This is a genomic window from Pseudomonas guineae (assembly GCF_900113745.1).
GTDB lineage: Bacteria > Pseudomonadota > Gammaproteobacteria > Pseudomonadales > Pseudomonadaceae > Aquipseudomonas > Aquipseudomonas guineae.
The window spans coordinates 105,241-121,616 of record NZ_FOQL01000007.1 but is presented as its reverse complement, the minus strand read 5'-3'; the positions used below and the strand labels follow the sequence as shown (position 1 = coordinate 121,616).

Genomic DNA, 16,376 nt, shown 5'->3' with positions numbered 1-16,376 from the left:
TCGGCGTTCGCCACCCTGATGGCGGCTGGTGCCATTCTGTTCGGCGTCATCCGTGGTGGCGTTGCCCTGTTCAAGATCGCCGGTCGCGTGTTCAGCGCTGCTGGGGCTTAACGGCAATTCGGGGGCTGATAGATGCGCGCGACTATTGGCCTTCGGCTGCTACTTGCTCTCACCCTTATGGGGTGGGGGCAATTTGTTTTGGCGGAGGATTATTATTGGTATTCGAATGCGGAATATATTATAGGCCAAAGGTTCGGCTCGCCCTCACAAGCCTGTCAAACTGCTGCTGAGAAACGTGGTCAGGTTCTACCTGGCCAATCTATGTCGAGCTCTGTTTCTAAAACTAATGAAACGAGATTTGAATGTACTATTTATGCAAATGGTCATTACTCCGACTATATACCTATCGTCCGAAATGGTGATTCCTGCTCAGGCGTTTACAACCCTGAAACTGGCGAATGCAGAATACCTAAAGACTGCTCCGCCACTTCTGGCAAGGAAGTCATCAAGGCGCAAACCTGCACCTTTGACCCCAAATTAAAAACCAACATCTGTGAAGACCAAATCGATGTTGATGGCTGCTTGTTTACTGCAGGCGGCAAGAAGAACTGCATCACCGATATTGCCACCGGCAAATACATCTGCTCCGGCTCCTTTTACGGCTCGGGCCAGGAAGCCGGCCAAGGCAGCGAGCCGTGCACAGGTGAAAGCTGCACAACGCCTCGCGATCCTGATGTACCGCCCGCCGACGAGCAGTGCGTGACCAATGGCGACATAACGATTTGCCACAAACCGCAAGAAGAAGGCTGCGGCTCCATCAATGGCAAAGAGGGCTGTTTTCAGGAAGAGCCCGGTTGCGGCTATTTCAATGGCACCTACCAGTGCCCTGGTGCGGATAAGCCCAATCGCAACTGTGGCAACTTCAACGGAAAACTCACCTGCTTTGATCCGAAAGACCCCACCAAGGTCATCCCCGAATCATCCTCTGATCACCCGAAAAACGGCGGCAACGCCGATGGTGATGACACCAACGATCCGCGCCCATCCGATAGCAGCGACTCCAACCCGCAAGGCTCTGACGAAGGCGCGACCAATGAAGCCCTGGAAGGCCTTGGCGACAAGCTGGGCGACAAACTCGACGAAGGCAACTCGCTGCTTGGCGACATTCTCGGCGCACTCGGTGACCTCAAAGACTCCTTACTCGGTGATGACTACGACGGTTCTGGCTCAGGCGAAGGTGACGGTATTGGTGATGAGGCGGGTGAGGCTGGCCAAGGCTTAGCTGATGCCTTTGGCAGTGCTATGGGCGATGCCCAAGCCGAGCGTGATGGCGCTGATGAGCAATCTTTGTTGGATATCTCTGACCTGGTTACTAATCCCGAAGTGGGGCCTTTTGCCGAAAACTCGGCGGCCTTTGGCGTCATCCACCTCATTGAAAGGGTTATTCCCAAGGCTCAGAACTGCGCCGTGGTCTCTGTTCCGTTAAGGCTGGATCGCTACTCCGCCGACCTGAAAATGGATGTCTGCGAACTCACACGGATCAAGCCGTTACTGGAGTGGGTTATCTACCTGGTAACCCTCATCGGCTTGTGGCGCATTGCCTACAGCACGTTGCGCCTCGAAAACGCCAAAGCAGATAAGGGTGGATTCTGATGAATTGGATTATTGGCTTTCTGAAAAAGCTATTCCCCAACTTCTTTAAAGGGCTGACCAAGTGGGTGGTTGGCTTTATTACGCCGCTGATTGCGCCATTCTTTTTGATGGTCAGCAATTTTTTCAGAAAGGTCGGGCTGTTCTTTCTGATCGTTGCGGCCCTGTTTCTGGCCATCAAAGTCTTTGCTGAGGCCATTGATGCCACCGTTGGCCGCTTGGTCGAAGAGACCTTGCCTGAGTGGGTGCTGATTGGCCGCATGTTGCTGCCATCCAACCTCAGCATGTGCATTTCCTTGCTGATCTTTGCCCGCCTCAAGTCACTCATCTTTATGTGGGTGCACCGCCTCACTGAGAAGTTCATTCACACCTAAGGAATGCCCATGGCTGTTTACATCGTCACCGGCAAACTGGGTGCTGGCAAAACCCTGCTGCTGATCTTAAAGATCCTCGACTACTTAAAAGCCGGTCGGCGTGTGGCCGTTAACGTCGATGTGAAAATGGACAAGCTGTGCAAGCGCGACAACAAATACTCGCGCCTGATTCGCCTGCCGGATCTGCCGTCTGCTGCGGATCTGATCGGCTTAGAGTTCGGCCACGATACCTACGATGAGGAAAAATTCGGCGGCATCTTTCTGGATGAGGCTGGGGTTTGGCTCAACTCCCGCGACTGGAACCAAGGTGGCCGCACCGACCTGCTCAAGTTCTTTCTGTTCTTGCGTAAGCGCCGCTGGGATCTGTGGTTGTGCGTGCAAAACGTCAACGTGATCGACAAGCAAATCCGCGAATCCATCGCTGAGCATGTGGTTTATATCAACCGCTGGGACAAGCTCAAGATCCCGTTCTTCCTGCGCATTCCAGGGCGCTTGCTCACCCTCGGCATGTGGAAGGGCAACCTGCCCAAGATGCACCAAGCCGTTGTGAAGTACGGGGCCAAATTCAACTCGCCCAAGGTTGAAGACTGGTTTTACCAGGGCAAAGAGTTTTACAGCTTTTACGACACCACCCAGGAATACAACAAGGACTACGACAAGGGTTCGTACTCCATGTTGCCGCCCGGCTATTGGCGTCGGCTGCTTCCGCCATCCCCTCGCACCATGGGTTTCTTTATGCGAACCAGCAAAATATTTTTCCGCCGAACACGGGTGATTAACGCCTTCTTCCTCGGCGGCTTTATCGCGCTCTGTATTTCGCTGCCGGGGCTTATGGCCATTGCCCTGGTCAACCAGCCCGTTGCCGATGCCGCTCAACCCACACCCGTACAGGTGCTTTCCAGCACGCCACTGGCTGATGAGTTCAGTGAGCTGCGCATCGCCTCTTATGGCCGTTTAGCCGGCACGGTTGTGTATGTCTTCGTTGATAAATCCGGTGCCCGGATTAGCACCGAGGATCTGCTCGTTCGCAACATCACCGTCAAGGATCGCGGCCCAAGAGAAGCGCTCTTGGTGCGTGATGCTGACTACCTCTCTGTCTACAGGTGACCCCATGACCACACGTGTGCACAACTGGTTTTGCCTCTACGTCATTACCTTGATTAGCCTGTTCCTGATGATGGCTCCGCCTGCGCAGTCGACTGAGCGTGTTGAGCTGTATGACGCCACCCTGCAAGACTTCGTTGAGTGGTCAGCTGTCCAGCTCAACAAGTCGGTGGTGGTGGGGTCGGATATTCGCTCGGCGCCGGTCTCCATCTTCGCCACCTACAGCAGCGATAAAGAGCTAGAGCAGCTGCTTGAAAGCGCCGTGCAGTCCTCGGGTTTTCACTTCTCATCCACGCCGACCACCATCCGCATCAGCGCGCAGCAGATCCCCCAGTCCCCGGAACTGGTCACTGAGGTTTTCCAGCTGCAGCACCTGCAGGCCGATTTTGCCGAACAGTCGGTGCGTGATGTGCTCACTTCACGCACCGACAACCAAGACTCCACGCCCAACCAGGTCATGGTCACGCCGTCACCGACTTCAAACGCCATCATCGTGACCGCCACCGCCAAGCAGCTGGAAGCCATCCGCCAAGTCATCGCGGAAATCGACCGGCCACGCCGGCAAGTGGAAATCACCGCCGTGATTGCTGAGCTGTCCGATGATGACTTCACCGCGCTCGGCCTCAACATCACCGGCCAAACCGAGCGCCTCGACCTTGCCGGGGCATCGTTGCGAGGCAGTGATAAATCAGACCTCGGGTTTAGCCTGACCTTTTCAGGCCCGACTATTTCGGCCTTCCTCCAGGCTATCAAAACCAGCGGTAGCAGCCGGCTTCTGTCCACGCCTCAGCTGCTCACCCTCAACCGAGAAGCCGCCTCCATCGTCGTCGGCCAGAACGTCCCGTTTATAACCGGCCAAACCACCAGCGGCTCAACGCCGGCCTCAGATCCCTTTCAAACCATCGTGCGCCAGGATGTCGGGGTTTCCCTTGAGGTCACGCCCTTTATCACCCCAGCCGATGCCATTGAATTGCAGGTCAACCAGTCCGCCTCCAGCGTTTCGGATGACAAGACCGCCGCCGACATCATCACCAACACGCGGCGGGTATTAACGCGGGTGCAGCTCAAGGATGGCCAGGGCGTGTTGTTGGGTGGCCTGCGCTCACAGCAAAACGACAAGTCCGTCGCCGCCATACCGATCCTGGGCGATATCCCTTACCTCGGGCGGATCTTCCGTTCGGAGTCAGAGCGGGTGCGCACCACCAACCTCGTTGTCCTGCTGACCGCCCGTATTCATCGCCTGGGGGACTCTGTGGTCGTGCCTGATGACATGAAGCCCTGGGTGGATTTGTCGCTCTGGCGGCCCGGCGAGGGTTTGCGCGCAGCGGGAGACCTCGCCGGGCGCGCCGAGAGCGCCCGGTGACGTCCCTGTAGCACGTCAGATAACAAGACAATAACTTCCGCATTACTCAGCAATAGGTAAAGCAATGGCAACGGTAAAAGATCACCAACGTTTAAATGCTCTGACGGCAGAGGATGACAAGCTTGGTCGTTTGTTTGTCGACCCTGGCAATTTCACTCTCACCGATCTTTCAGGCGTTCGCATTCTTCATTGTGGCGTTGATACCGTTCGCCAGCTTTACCGTGGGCTGATCCGCCCGGAAATCATGTGTCTGTTCGACAAGCCGGGGACCCTGGTTAATTTCGCGGGTCAGCGCTGGCATGCCGGTCGTGTAGGCAAAGACTCTGGCTACCAGTACAAGCTGCAAAACGCTGACCTGGGAATCATCCTGCTGGTGAAGAACTTCAACGCCAAGCAAGACAACATTGGGCCTCACCTGAAAATCGAAGTGTCACCCCATGCAATCGACAGCCTGTCACCTGAGCGCCTGCAGGAACACATGGACTACTACGCAGAACACGTTCTGACTCATGTTGAGCGCAACCAGTGTGCTGTTCACCTCGCGCTAGACCTCCAGGGCTGGACGCCTCCGGATGATCTGGTTGCCCGCATGCACTGCCGCTCACGTGCTGCCCGCGACATTTCCGGCATTAAGGAAATTCAATGGACGTTGGAGTCTGCGACCTACGGCAAGGGGCAATCTTTCCTGTTCGGCTCGGCTGGTAGCGTTCAGCTAGGCATCTACAACAAGACCCTACAGGCCCGCGCCACTGACAAGCTCGACTACTGGGAAGGTGTGTGGAAGCGCCGCGACAGCTTCGACGACCAAGACCCAGACAATTACGATCCTGAGCAACCTGTATGGCGTGTAGAGCTGCGCTACCACCATTCTGTTATCCAGCAGTTTGCTTGTGGCTCTGTGGATCTGCACACCGGCCAAGCCATCGACAGCAACAGCTATGCAGCCTTTGCACCGCATCTAGACGGCCTTTGGCGCTATGGCTTGCGCCAATTCAAGCTACTGGCTCGCCCTGGCTACTTTGAGCCTATCTGGACACTCATTCGTGATGACGTGCGCGTAGACCTTCCTGTTGATTCCCTGGTTGATACCACTGAGTACAAACGGCAATACAAGACCTCGCGGGGCTTCTCCGGCAAGAACGTGGAACTCTTCCTGGGAAACTTCGTAAGCCTGCTGGCACGGGAGCGAGTGGGCGCTAGAAAAGCATTTTATCGGCTCAAGGATTGGGAATGCTGGCCAGTGATCCGCGACCACTATGCCGCCAAAGGCATGGATGAGGACGGGCTGTATAAGCACATCAAAGGCATCCTTGAGGAACGCCATGTTCGTTGGGGTAGGGCTATCTAATGGCTATTGAGCAACTTGCTGACGGGCGCTGGAAAGTCGATGTAGAGCCGATCAAGGGCAAGCGCTTTCGTAAAGCCTTCAAGACTAAGGGCGAAGCATCACGCTTTGAAGCCACCTGCAGAGCCAAGGTGATAGAAACGCCGGATTGGGCACCCAAGCCAAAAGATCGCCGTAAACTCTCTGAACTGGCCCAGCGTTACTACGATCTGCACGGACACACCCTGGCGGATTCGGTGAGGCTCAAACAGGTTTTGGAAAAGCTGGTGCGCGAGCTGGGTGATCCTATAGCGATCAAGTTCACGGCTGATCAGTTCTGCAAGCTTCGTGGTCAGCACCTTGCAGACGGTATCCACGGCAAAACCCTGAACAACCGCCTTGGCTACCTCAAATCACTGTTCAATGAGCTGCATCGCCTGGGCGATATTGATTACCCGAACCCCTTGGCCAAGGTTCGACCGCTACGCCTGCAGGAACGGCCGCTATCGTTCCTTTCCCATGCCCAGGTAACCGAGCTGCTGCAGACATTCGACACTTACCCTAACTGTGAACACTTGGCGCTTATCGCTCGCGTCTGTCTCGCTACCGGTGCGCGTTGGGGTGAGGCTCAAGGGCTTGTGTCTTCGCGGGTTAAGAACGGTGCTGTGACCTTTGCTAATACCAAGTCTCGGCGGACTCGGAGCATTCCAGTTCATCCGGCGCTGGAGCGGGCGTTACTCGACTACTTCAAAAAATACGGTCCGTTCCCGAACTGTATGCGTCATTTCAGCCGTGTTCTGGAGTCAACATCTATCAAGCTACCTGCAGGGCAGGCCACGCATGTACTTCGCCACACCTTTGCCAGTCACTTCGTTATTTCTGGCGGTAACATCCTGACCTTGCAAAAGGTGCTTGGGCACTCGTCTGTAAACATGACCATGCGCTATGCGCACTTGTCGCCGGATCACCTGCAGGATGCTCTTCGGCTAAACCCAATAGTCGACACTTTTTCGACACTGCCTCAGCCCAGAAACTAAAAAGCCCCGAAATCTTGTTAGAAATCAGGGCTTTAGATTCTGCGATTTGGAGCGGACGGTGGGAATCGAACCCACAGCTCTAGCTTGGGAAGCTAGGGTATTACCACTATACGACGTCCGCAGCGGGTGCCTTTATACCGGAAGTCTTGGCCGAAATGAAGCCTGCCGCGCGGTTATCTGTGTCTTTGCGCGGCAGGCCTGGGTTTGCGGCGCTGTTTCATACGGCGATCGCGTGCTGCGGGTTGGGCGCTGCACGGAAGCTGGAGCTGCTGCGCGCCGGGGCTTGGAGGAATTTCAGCAGGGCGGTTTGGCTTTGCAGCCATGCGCCTTTGTGTTCCATATCCAGAAAGTGCCCAGCGTTGTTGATGGTGACGAACTGGCAGTCGCTCAGGTACTCGGCAAATACGCGCACATCCTGCGCGGCGGTGTATTCGTCGTGTTCGCCATTGATAAACAGCAGCGGGATGTCGATGGCCGCCAGGCATTCCATCTGGCAGTGGTTGTCCATGTGCACCACCTGGTTGATGTGTGCATACATCTGCAGGTATTCGTGGCGGTCGAGGCGGCTGATATGGCGCTGGTTGTAGCGTTTGAACAGCGAGGGTAGGTATTTACCGATGGTGCTGTTGACCAACTGGCCGACCTGTTCGCCGTCGGTGGCCTGCAGGCAGACCATGCCTTTTTCCAGGTAATCGAGCATCGGTTCGTTGAGCAGGGGTGAGAAGGAGGTGATGACGGCTTTTTCGATGCGTGCTGGGCGCTGCGCCAGGGCGAGCATGGCGGCAACGCCGCCCCAGGAAAACGACATCAGGTAGTCAGCCTGAAACTGCTCGATCAGTTCCAGCAGGATGCTCGCTTCATCTTCCTTGCTAATCGGCCGGGTGTGGCTGTTGTGCGGCTTGGATTGACCGGCGTAGGGCTGGTCGTACAGCACCACGTTGAACTGCGGTTGCAGGTATTTGATGGTTTGCGCAAAGGCGGCGGTGGTGGCCAGTGAGCCGTTGATCAGGATGATGGTCTTGCGCGCGCTGGGGTTGGCGTAGAACTCCGTGTGGACCTTGAACGTCCTGTGAATATCGACGACAGCAATGGCTGGCTTCATGTCGTTTCCTCCTGGCGCATAAAAGTGGTCACGGCTAACGGCAGCAGCGTTAAGCCGAGCTATATAGGGCAGACAGATAAGCGCCTGGACGTGACAGCAAGATGTCAGGCTGGAGGATTTTATAAATTGTTTATTTTCAATCAGTTAGGGCTGAAATAGAGCATCGTCCACGGCCCTTTTTACAGGTGTGGAGCGGTGTCTTTGACCAGGCAGGAACCCATTTCGCGCAGCGCGCAAGCAACCGATGGAACGTTTAGATGGCTCTTGTGACTATTCAGTCACGTTAAGACCTTGTACTTGGATTTAAACAGCGGTGTGTTGCACTAACAAGTCTTTATTGGTTTTTTCTTTTGCCACTGGTCGTATGCACAAGAAGGCGGCGGGAGGCTCAACAACGGGCGATTTCGGCGGCACTGAGTGCGCGGTATTGGCCGGGGGCGAGCTGTGGGTCGAGTTCGATGGCGCCCATGCTCAAGCGGTGCAGGCCGATGACCTTGTTTTGGAAGTGGCCAAACATGCGCTTAACCTGATGGTAGCGGCCTTCGTGCAGGGTCAGCAGGGCGCTGTGGCTGCTGAGGATGAGCAGTTCGGCGGGCAGGGTGGTGAGGTCTTCATAGGCGAAGTACAGGCCGCCGGCGAATACTTCGATGTACTCAGGCGTTATCGGTTGTTCGGTTTCGACCCGGTAGACCTTGCCCAATCGGCTGCTGGGTTCGGTCAGGCGACGCGACCATTGGCCATCGTTGGTGATGAGCAGCAGGCCGCTGGTGTTCAGATCCAGGCGGCCGGCCAGGTGCAGCTCGGCTTTATCCGGCTCGTCGAGTAGGTCAAGTACGGTGCGGTGTTCATCGTGTGCGGTGGCGCTGACCACGCCCGGCGGTTTGTGCAGCATAAAGTAGCGTGCGGTTTTGCCGGCTTGCAGCAATTCGCTATTGAGCTCAATGCGGCTGAATTGGCTGACTTCGCACAGGCCATCGCTGACCACTGCGCCATCCACCCGTAGCTGCCCGCTGGCCAATAGCCGACGTGCGGCTTGGCGGTTGAATTGGGGCAGGTTGCTGATAAAGCGGTCGAGGCGCATGGCTAGTCGGTTGCAGGCGGCGAATCAGGCGGCAGGCCCTGCGCGCAGCGTGGGCACAGGCAGCTGCTGTTGCGCAGTTGAGGTGCCAGGTTGGCCAGCTGCTGGGCATCAATGGTTACGGCAAAACACCAGCACTGCGTCACGGGTGACGCGCTTGTGGCCTGTGGGCATTGGTTGAGCTGGCCACAGCAGGGGCAGTGGCTCGGTGCGTCACTCATGCGGTTCTTCACACAGGCGGTTGCGCCCGCTCTGCTTGGCTCGGTACAACGCGCGGTCGGCGCGGGCGATCAGTTGCTCCAGCGATTCATCAGCCTGCAGTTGCGCCAGGCCAATACTGGTGGTGATCTGCAGTTGCACGCCGTTGAAGTGGATGCTGTTTTGCTCGGTTTGCTGGCGGATTTTCTCGCCCAGTTCGCGTGCTTGCTCAGGCGAAGTGTCTTTGAGCAGGAGGATGAATTCCTCACCCCCCCAGCGGCAGATGATGTCGGATTGGCGCACGGTATTGCGCAGGTCGCTGGCAAAGCCGCGCAGCATTTCATCACCGGCCATATGGCCCTGGCTGTCGTTGAGTTGTTTGAAGTTGTCCAGGTCGAGCATTAGCGCACACAGGGGGCTGGGCGCACGTCGGGCTTCCTGCACTGCTTGATTGGCGAGCAGGTCAAAGCCTCGGCGGTTAGGCAGTTCGGTGAGCAAGTCGGTGGTGGCCAGGGCGCTGATACGGCGCTGATAACGACGCAGCGCGAGGCTGACCAGGGTAATGATAAGGGCGCTGATCACTAGGCAAATCAGTAGGTTTATGTACAGCGATTTGCGGATACCGGCCAATGCGCCGTTTTCATATGTATCGACGAACAGGTACCAGTTCAACTCGGGGATAAAACGCACGTTGAGGAAGTGGCCGCGCCCCTGTTCCTGGTATTCGAAATCTCCGCTTTGCGGCTGGGGCAGCTTGACCATCAGCTCCTCCAGGCCGGCAATTTCGTTGAGCGATTGGCCGACGCGCGCACCCATTGGCCCACCGCTGTTGCCGGTGAGTACCAGAAGGCCCTCGGTGTCGACAAAGTACACGCTGCGGTTATAGCGCTGCTGGTAGGTGTCGATCAGCTTGACCACGGCATCCACGGTCAGGCCAACACCGGTTGCGCCGATAAATCGCTGCTCGTAGTCGAACACCTTGTAGTTGATAAACACGGTCATGCGGTCGTCGTTAGCCAAGTCGACGTCCACATTAATCTCGTAAGGCGTCTGCATATCGCGTACGCGGAAATACCAGTCATCACGCGGCTCGGCTTCATTAACCTGCTTGAGCACGCCCTTGGCCTGGTAGTAGGTGTGGGTTTTCGCGGAGACGAAGAAGCTGGTGACCGTGGCGTAATGCTCTTGCACTTCGCGCAGGTAACGGACCACCTGCTCGGCATCCTGCTCGCCGTCGAGTGCCCAATCGCGCATAAAGGTATCGCGGGACATCATCGAAGAAATCAGGATGGGCCTGACCAGGTCCTTCTGGATTTCCGAATAGACGTTATCCGAAGTCAGCGGCAGCTCGGTGTTGATGATCCCTGCACGAATCGAGTCGAGGGCGGCGTAATAGCTGGCCAATGAGGTGGCGAGGAAGCCACAGCCGAGCAGAGCCAGCAGCAGCACAATCAACGACCATTGGCGGGTCAGCGGAGATGAATCGGACATGTAAGGCTCTGCTGGTTAAATACTCACCGCATTGTAGCGCCCGGCCTCGGCCATTGTTGCCACAACATCGCTTTTGGCTGATTTAGGCGCGGGTAGGGTGCTTGCTGCGCTTGATCATATTCCCAGTGCTGACGAACAAAGCGCTTCCTAGGTTAACTCGGTGCTGGCAGCCCGCTTATAGCCCGCGAAGGTGAGTTTTCGCCTCTGCAGGGAGGTAAAGGCAATAGCCGTCTGAGTATTTAATACCAATCGTTTCTTCATGGGTGTCAATTTATTGCTACTTTTAATGTATCGGCCTAGGTGCTGGCTGGTTTTTTGACTATTAAGTGAGGCTCTCATGCACCCAGTTGAAATTGAACCTCGTCGGCTGCTGGTTATCGAGCCGTGCGAGGAGTGTCGAGGCCTATTTCCACGTTTGCGCGCAGCCGGTTGGCTGGTTGAGTCGCGGTCATTGGTTGATGCAGGTTTGCATCCTTGTCAGGTTGGCATGCTCTGTTTTCACTCTGGATTGTTGCCTCGTCTGGACGAAATCAAGGCGGTGATCGCCAGTAATGTTGCCGAATGGGTGGCATTGGTCAGTGCCAAAGATATGTCCAAGGCCAAGTTGTGCGACTTCATCAGTGAATGGTTTTTTGATTTTCATACGATGCCGGTTGATCTGGAGCGGCTGCTCGTCACCTTGGGGCGGGCCTGTGGTATGGCGCACTTGCGCGAGCAGAATGATAAATGCCTGGCTGACGAGAGCCATGAGCTACTGGGCGAAAGCGCGTCGATTCGTAGTTTGCGCAAGCTTATGGAAAAACTCGGGTCGACCGATTCGCCAGTGCTGATCCGCGGTGAAAGTGGTACAGGCAAGGAACTGGTCGCCCGCAGCCTGCACCGAACCTCGGCGCGCGTCGAAAGGCCTTCGGTGGCAATTAACTGCGGTGCAATCCCTGAAAACCTAATTCAGTCGGAGCTCTTCGGTCATGAGAAGGGCGCTTTTACCGGCGCTCACCAGCGCAAGATCGGACGCATCGAGTCCGCCGATGGTGGCACGCTATTTCTGGATGAGATCGGCGACCTGCCAATGGAGATGCAAGCCAACCTGCTGCGCTTTCTGCAGGAAATGACCATTGAGCGGGTGGGCGGATCTAAATCGATTTCGGTCAATGTGCGGGTGATTGCTGCGACCCACATCAACCTGGAAGAGGCTGTTGCAAAAGGTACGTTTCGTGAAGACCTCTACTACCGCCTGAACGTGTTGCAGGTGCATGTACCGCCTTTGCGCGAGCGCATACAAGATGTGCCGCAACTGGCCAGTCACTTTGCCAGCCTGTTCAGTGTGGAGGCGGGTCGCCGCCCGCGGCGCTTCAGTCAGGCGGCATTACTGGCGATGGCCTCGCACCATTGGCCCGGTAATGTGCGTGAGTTGGCTAACAGGGTCAGACGTGGGCTGGTCATCGCGGAGGGCAAGCAGATCGAAGCCGAAGATATTGGCCTGGAGCGGGTCATCAAGCGGCCACCGTTACTGGGCACCCTTGAAGACTACAAGCTGCGGGCCGAACGCCAGGCCGTTGGTGATGCGCTCATGCAGCATTCACAGAACCTCAGCCAGGCGGCACGTGCCTTGGGTATCTCCAGGCCTACCCTGTACCGCCTGTTGCACAAGCACCAGTTAAGCGGGGCAGGGTAAGCCTAGGGAGTAAGGGACCTAGAAGTAGTAGGGGAATTTGATACTAAAGCTGAAGTCTGGGGCATCGGGGGTCAGGCCAATCGACAGGTTTGGCACGATGCTCATATTGGCTGTCGGTGCGAAGGTCATACCGACGTTGAAGTAGGCGGCGTTGTAATTGCTGTTATCCACCGATTGCCAATCACCGCCGTCAGGTTTGATTTTGCTCTTCTGCGAGATCAGCTCAGAAAAAGACAGGGCCAAGCTCATCTTCTCGTTCAGTGCGAAGGCCACGCCTAAGCCGAAATTGATGGTGTTGCCCAACTTCACCTTGCCCGGCACTTTCACACCCTGTTGGGCGCTGATGTCGTCGAAGCTGTCTTCAAGGTTGTAGGTGTAGCCGATATTGCCGAAGACTATGGCCGGGTCGTAGGTCTTGACCAGCGAGAGGCCAGTGGTCACGCCCCACACCCCATTGCCGGTCGGCAGGTCTTCGGGTACGAACAGGTTGTCGTTGCCTGAAGTCTCTACCAGTTTGATGCCATAGGGGTCTTTGCCGGTGGGGGCGCGCACGTCAACACTGAGCACGCCGTCGGGTAAGCCATCAGCCTCGTCGAGGAATTTGTAAGCCACGCCAAAGGTGAGGTCACCAATTCGTGGGTCGCCGGTAACGGTCTGCTCGCTAAAGGTGGCGGTTGAGCCGCCAGCACCCGCTGAGGAGTAGGTCGACTCGCGGTAGTTGACCGGCACACTCATGCTGTACTGCCAGCGCCCCCGGTTGTAGCGTCCGGTCACATCCATGGTGTAACTGTCAGAGTTGATTTCGTCGATATTGATATTGCCGAGGAAGATCGCATCCAGCGCTAGAAAGCCGTTAAGGGCCAGTTGGTTGGAGTTGTAGTGGGTGTAGGTGAGGCCGGTTTCCAAGCTGAACGCACCAGTACCGTAGAAGCCACTGGCTTGCTGGTAAACGTCTTCAACGCTTTCTGCTGGCTTGGAATCATCCTTGAGCGAGGCGCCATAAGACGAGGGTGATCCGCCTACGGTGCGGCCAGACTGGACAAGGCTACGTTGCGGCGCGGCTGCTTGCTGCCGATCGCGCGCCTCGACGGCGCGGAAACGTTGCTCAAGGACCATCAGTGCGTTTTGCTGCGCCTCATAACGTTTCTGCAGGGTTTCAATCTCTAAGCGTAGGGCTCTTATTTCGCTGCTGTCCTCGGCAGCATTGGCTATGTTGATTGCAGTAACTATGGGCAATATCAACAGGTAAGCGGGTAAGCGCATAGAGTAACTCCCTATCATTTTTGATTGTTATTTGACCAGCCTAGACGCACTTCCTAGGCTGCGCCTAAACATTGTCTTGAGAGAGGGCCTTGCAGGCGCGGGCATGCCGCTTCTGCAAAAAAGTACTGCGTTTGAAATCCCGCCTAGGTCAGACCCTTAATAACCTACGCGCGGCATGACGCCTAACTGGCTCAAGTTGCAGTAGGCGCGCTGCTGCGCCGCCGGATTTTCTTGCATGGCTACGGTCAGTGAGGTGAGGTTGCGCACCTGGTTCAAGGTGCCGCCGATATTGGCCTGCTGATTGATACCACCACGTCCGATTGACTGGCTGGCGCCCCCCTGGCCCTGATTGGCTTGCAACTGCATCTGCAGGCCGCCATTGGCTGTAGATACCTGCACGGCCCCGGCGTCGTTACTGAACTGCTGGTTGCCGCCCCAGCTTTGTCCCGTCGTCGCGATGGGCTGCCCTGAGCTGCGAGTGATGTTGACGTCAACGTAGTTCTCGCCATTGTTGTAATCGCCTGCCGTACGCACGCTCTGGGCTATACCCTGAACGTTGTTAAGCCCCTGTCCGCCAATGACTTGGCCCAGACCTTGGCCGGGCAGGTTGCCAGTGCCTGTTGCATACAGTGGGGTGACGTTCAGATTGGCCGACAGGTTATTGACCGTCAGGTTGACCTGGGCACCAATGGTGGCGCCGCTGCTGTTGCGCCATGAGGTCGACATGGTTACGCCAAAGTTGACGATGCCTTCGGGCAGAATGTAGCGGCCGCGCAGAGTGGCCATCTCGGCATCACTGATTTCGATAGGTTGAAACAGATTCGATGCGCTAACCGGTATTGCCGGTAACAGCAGGCTGGTAAGCATCCATATTTTGAGTTTCATTGCAGGCTCCCGAGGGCTTCTTGCCCGCGTGCACTGTGTGCTAGAAAAAATCACTCTGAATGAATCCGAACTCCATGAGTTCGGCATCGTTGACCAGTTTGTAGCCGGGTAAACGGTTCCTGGCGGTCAATGGCTCAGGTGGGTCAAGCAATGGATTGTTGCGGTCATAGCCGGGGCCAATCAGCGCAAAGACAATGCCGTTCCAGCCCTTGGTGAACTCGGCCATGGTCATTTTCTTGTGGCCGAGCACCGGGTCACCGACGTACACCGAATCATCGGCTGTGCGCTGCATCACCACGAAATGTTTGTAGCCGCGAACCTCAATCAGCACGATCACCGGGATGCTGACACTGTTGAGTTGGCTACTGTCGATGCGGTAGCCGCGGGCACGCATGCCCAAACTGGTGGCGTAGTTCTTCATGTCCAGCATGGAGAAGCCCTTGCTGCGCACTTGCTCTTCGTCGGCCACTGCGAGCATGCCGTGGATGACCTGTTCTTCACTCAAATCCCAGCCATAGGCCTGGTTGAGAATGGTCGCTACGGAGGCTGCTCCGCAGCTGAAATCGGTTTTTTGTTCCACTAAATCACTGAAGCGTCGCTCACGTATGCTTTGCACCGGTTTGAACACCATGCCACCGCCTGGTAATACCGCGAGCGGCATATTCTGGGCGGCTGTAGCCGGCTGCAGGTAAAAACTGCAGAGGGCAGAGCAGAGCATAAGGGCGGGTGCAAAACGGAACATGGGTTGCAACACTCCGGTTATTGAAACGCCTGCCAAAAAGCGCAGGGCCCTTGCTGGCACCCCGCGCTACCCGTTACTTATTCGCCGCTAGACGCGCAAGCAGTACAACCGACTGCCACAGCCAGCGAGTTGCTCTGCTGGTTGCCGCCACCGGCGGCAACGTTGACGCCAACGTTGCCGCTGGCACCGTTCAACGAGTTAGTCAGGCTGGCGGTGTTAACCACGGCGGTATTGAAGCCGGCAACAACCGGAATAAATCCGCTGGCCGAGCCCTCCAGGCTGAGTGTGCCTGCCTCGTTAAAGGCCAGGGCGCCGCCATCATCATTTAAGTCAGAACCACCCTGAGTGGCGGTATCCAAGTCAAAGTGGCCGTCTGGACTGCCAGCCGGGTGAGCGTCGCCAGTCCAGATATCCGGATAGACGTTGCCAATTTGGTCAGACTGCCCGCTATAGGAGCCGCCAACATTATTCATGCTGAGGCTCACAGCCACTGAGCCGTAGTCCAAGGTGGCATTGTTATTGGTGACGTTACCATTGGACACCTGGCTCACATTCACGCCGGCATTCGCTGCATAAGCGGTTTCTGATACGCCAATGGCCATGTCATTTTTCTGCTGGTTATAGTTGCCGGCGGCGATGTTGATGCCTACGTTACCGCTGGCCCCGTTAGCCGAATTGCTCAGCGACGCGGTATTAGGCACGCTGAAATTGCGCAGCGTATTGTTACGCGCGGTTTGATCCACATCGATATTGGCGCTGGCGGCTGCACCGAAGACCATGTACGCATCTGCCACGGCAATGGCCCCAGCGTTAGCTTGCTGGTTGTTGTCGCCGGCTGCCACGTTGACGCCGACATTACCTGAAGCGTTGCCGAGTGAGCCGTCAACACTTGCGTCGTTCACGGTGCCTTCATTACGCACCAGGTTGTTATGGTTGTTCTGGCTATCAACAATGCTGGCGTTGCCGCCATTTTGAGGGCCTCTGTTGCGATCACCACTCTGGTCGGCATAGACGCCTGCGGACAGAACGGCAGCCAATGCAAATGCCAGTGGCTTGAGCATGAATTGAGCTTTCATTTTTGTTTCTCCAT

General features: G+C 56.4%; 15 protein-coding genes and 1 tRNA gene. 7 read left to right on the top strand and 9 right to left on the bottom strand.

Annotation, left to right across the window (positions count from 1 at the left end; all coding sequences use genetic code 11):
• The first annotated feature begins 132 nt into the window (after positions 1–132).
• From BMZ32_RS19070 to BMZ32_RS19045, 6 genes are all read left to right on the top strand, one after another.
• On the top strand, positions 133–1,653 hold the full coding sequence (locus tag BMZ32_RS19070; protein WP_139213976.1) for an SH3 domain-containing protein: 1,521 nt from the start codon (positions 133–135) through the stop codon (positions 1,651–1,653).
• Positions 1,653–2,024, top strand: a complete 372-nt coding sequence (locus BMZ32_RS19065) for a hypothetical protein (RefSeq protein ID WP_090245050.1) — start codon at positions 1,653–1,655, stop codon at positions 2,022–2,024. The genes BMZ32_RS19070 and BMZ32_RS19065 overlap by 1 nt, the downstream gene beginning before the upstream one ends.
• A 9-nt stretch (positions 2,025–2,033) precedes the next feature.
• On the top strand, positions 2,034–3,131 hold the full coding sequence (locus tag BMZ32_RS19060; RefSeq protein WP_090245049.1) for a zonular occludens toxin domain-containing protein: 1,098 nt from the start codon (positions 2,034–2,036) through the stop codon (positions 3,129–3,131).
• Between the two features lie 4 nt (positions 3,132–3,135).
• On the top strand, positions 3,136–4,491 hold the full coding sequence (locus BMZ32_RS19055; protein WP_090245046.1) for a type II secretion system protein GspD: 1,356 nt from the start codon (positions 3,136–3,138) through the stop codon (positions 4,489–4,491).
• A 64-nt stretch (positions 4,492–4,555) separates the two neighbouring features.
• Positions 4,556–5,839 (top strand): hypothetical protein, encoded by a 1,284-nt coding sequence (locus BMZ32_RS19050; RefSeq protein WP_090245042.1) that lies wholly within the window; start codon positions 4,556–4,558, stop codon positions 5,837–5,839.
• On the top strand, positions 5,839–6,852 hold the full coding sequence (locus tag BMZ32_RS19045; protein WP_090245038.1) for a phage integrase: 1,014 nt from the start codon (positions 5,839–5,841) through the stop codon (positions 6,850–6,852). Before BMZ32_RS19050 ends, BMZ32_RS19045 begins: the two co-directional genes overlap by 1 nt.
• A 47-nt stretch (positions 6,853–6,899) precedes the next feature.
• On the opposite strand, the gene BMZ32_RS19040 is transcribed toward BMZ32_RS19045, so the two are convergent.
• The 5 genes from BMZ32_RS19040 to BMZ32_RS19020 all read right to left on the bottom strand — a co-directional run bounded on the left by BMZ32_RS19040 (position 6,900) and on the right by BMZ32_RS19020 (position 10,721).
• Positions 6,900–6,973 (bottom strand) — tRNA-Gly (locus BMZ32_RS19040).
• Between the two features lie 96 nt (positions 6,974–7,069).
• On the bottom strand, positions 7,070–7,954 hold the full coding sequence (locus tag BMZ32_RS19035) for an alpha/beta fold hydrolase (RefSeq protein ID WP_090245036.1): 885 nt from the start codon (positions 7,952–7,954) through the stop codon (positions 7,070–7,072).
• A gap of 388 nt (positions 7,955–8,342) precedes the next feature.
• Positions 8,343–9,035 (bottom strand): pseudouridine synthase, encoded by a 693-nt coding sequence (locus tag BMZ32_RS19030; RefSeq protein WP_090245033.1) that lies wholly within the window; start codon positions 9,033–9,035, stop codon positions 8,343–8,345.
• Positions 9,036–9,037: 2 nt separating this feature from the next.
• Complete coding sequence (locus BMZ32_RS19025) at positions 9,038–9,253, bottom strand: cysteine-rich CWC family protein (protein WP_090245031.1); 216 nt, start codon at positions 9,251–9,253, stop codon at positions 9,038–9,040.
• Positions 9,246–10,721, bottom strand: coding sequence for a sensor domain-containing diguanylate cyclase (locus BMZ32_RS19020; RefSeq protein ID WP_090245028.1), 1,476 nt, complete (start codon positions 10,719–10,721; stop codon positions 9,246–9,248). Before BMZ32_RS19020 ends, BMZ32_RS19025 begins: the two co-directional genes overlap by 8 nt.
• A 337-nt stretch (positions 10,722–11,058) precedes the next feature.
• Here BMZ32_RS19020 and BMZ32_RS19015 point away from each other — a divergent pair, with 337 nt between their 5' ends.
• Complete coding sequence (locus BMZ32_RS19015) at positions 11,059–12,396, top strand: sigma-54 dependent transcriptional regulator (protein WP_090245025.1); 1,338 nt, start codon at positions 11,059–11,061, stop codon at positions 12,394–12,396.
• Positions 12,397–12,414: 18 nt separating this feature from the next.
• On the opposite strand, the gene BMZ32_RS19010 is transcribed toward BMZ32_RS19015, so the two are convergent.
• From BMZ32_RS19010 to BMZ32_RS18995, 4 genes are all read right to left on the bottom strand, one after another.
• Entirely contained in the window at positions 12,415–13,677 is a 1,263-nt protein-coding gene (locus BMZ32_RS19010; protein WP_425272888.1) for a transporter family protein, read from the bottom strand.
• 138 nt (positions 13,678–13,815) lie between these two features.
• Positions 13,816–14,544, bottom strand: coding sequence for a hypothetical protein (locus BMZ32_RS19005; RefSeq protein ID WP_090245021.1), 729 nt, complete (start codon positions 14,542–14,544; stop codon positions 13,816–13,818).
• A gap of 40 nt (positions 14,545–14,584) precedes the next feature.
• Complete coding sequence (locus BMZ32_RS19000) at positions 14,585–15,286, bottom strand: C39 family peptidase (RefSeq protein ID WP_090245020.1); 702 nt, start codon at positions 15,284–15,286, stop codon at positions 14,585–14,587.
• Positions 15,287–15,363: 77 nt separating this feature from the next.
• On the bottom strand, positions 15,364–16,362 hold the full coding sequence (locus tag BMZ32_RS18995) for a hypothetical protein (RefSeq protein ID WP_090245017.1): 999 nt from the start codon (positions 16,360–16,362) through the stop codon (positions 15,364–15,366).
• Between the last annotated feature and the right edge of the window lie 14 nt (positions 16,363–16,376).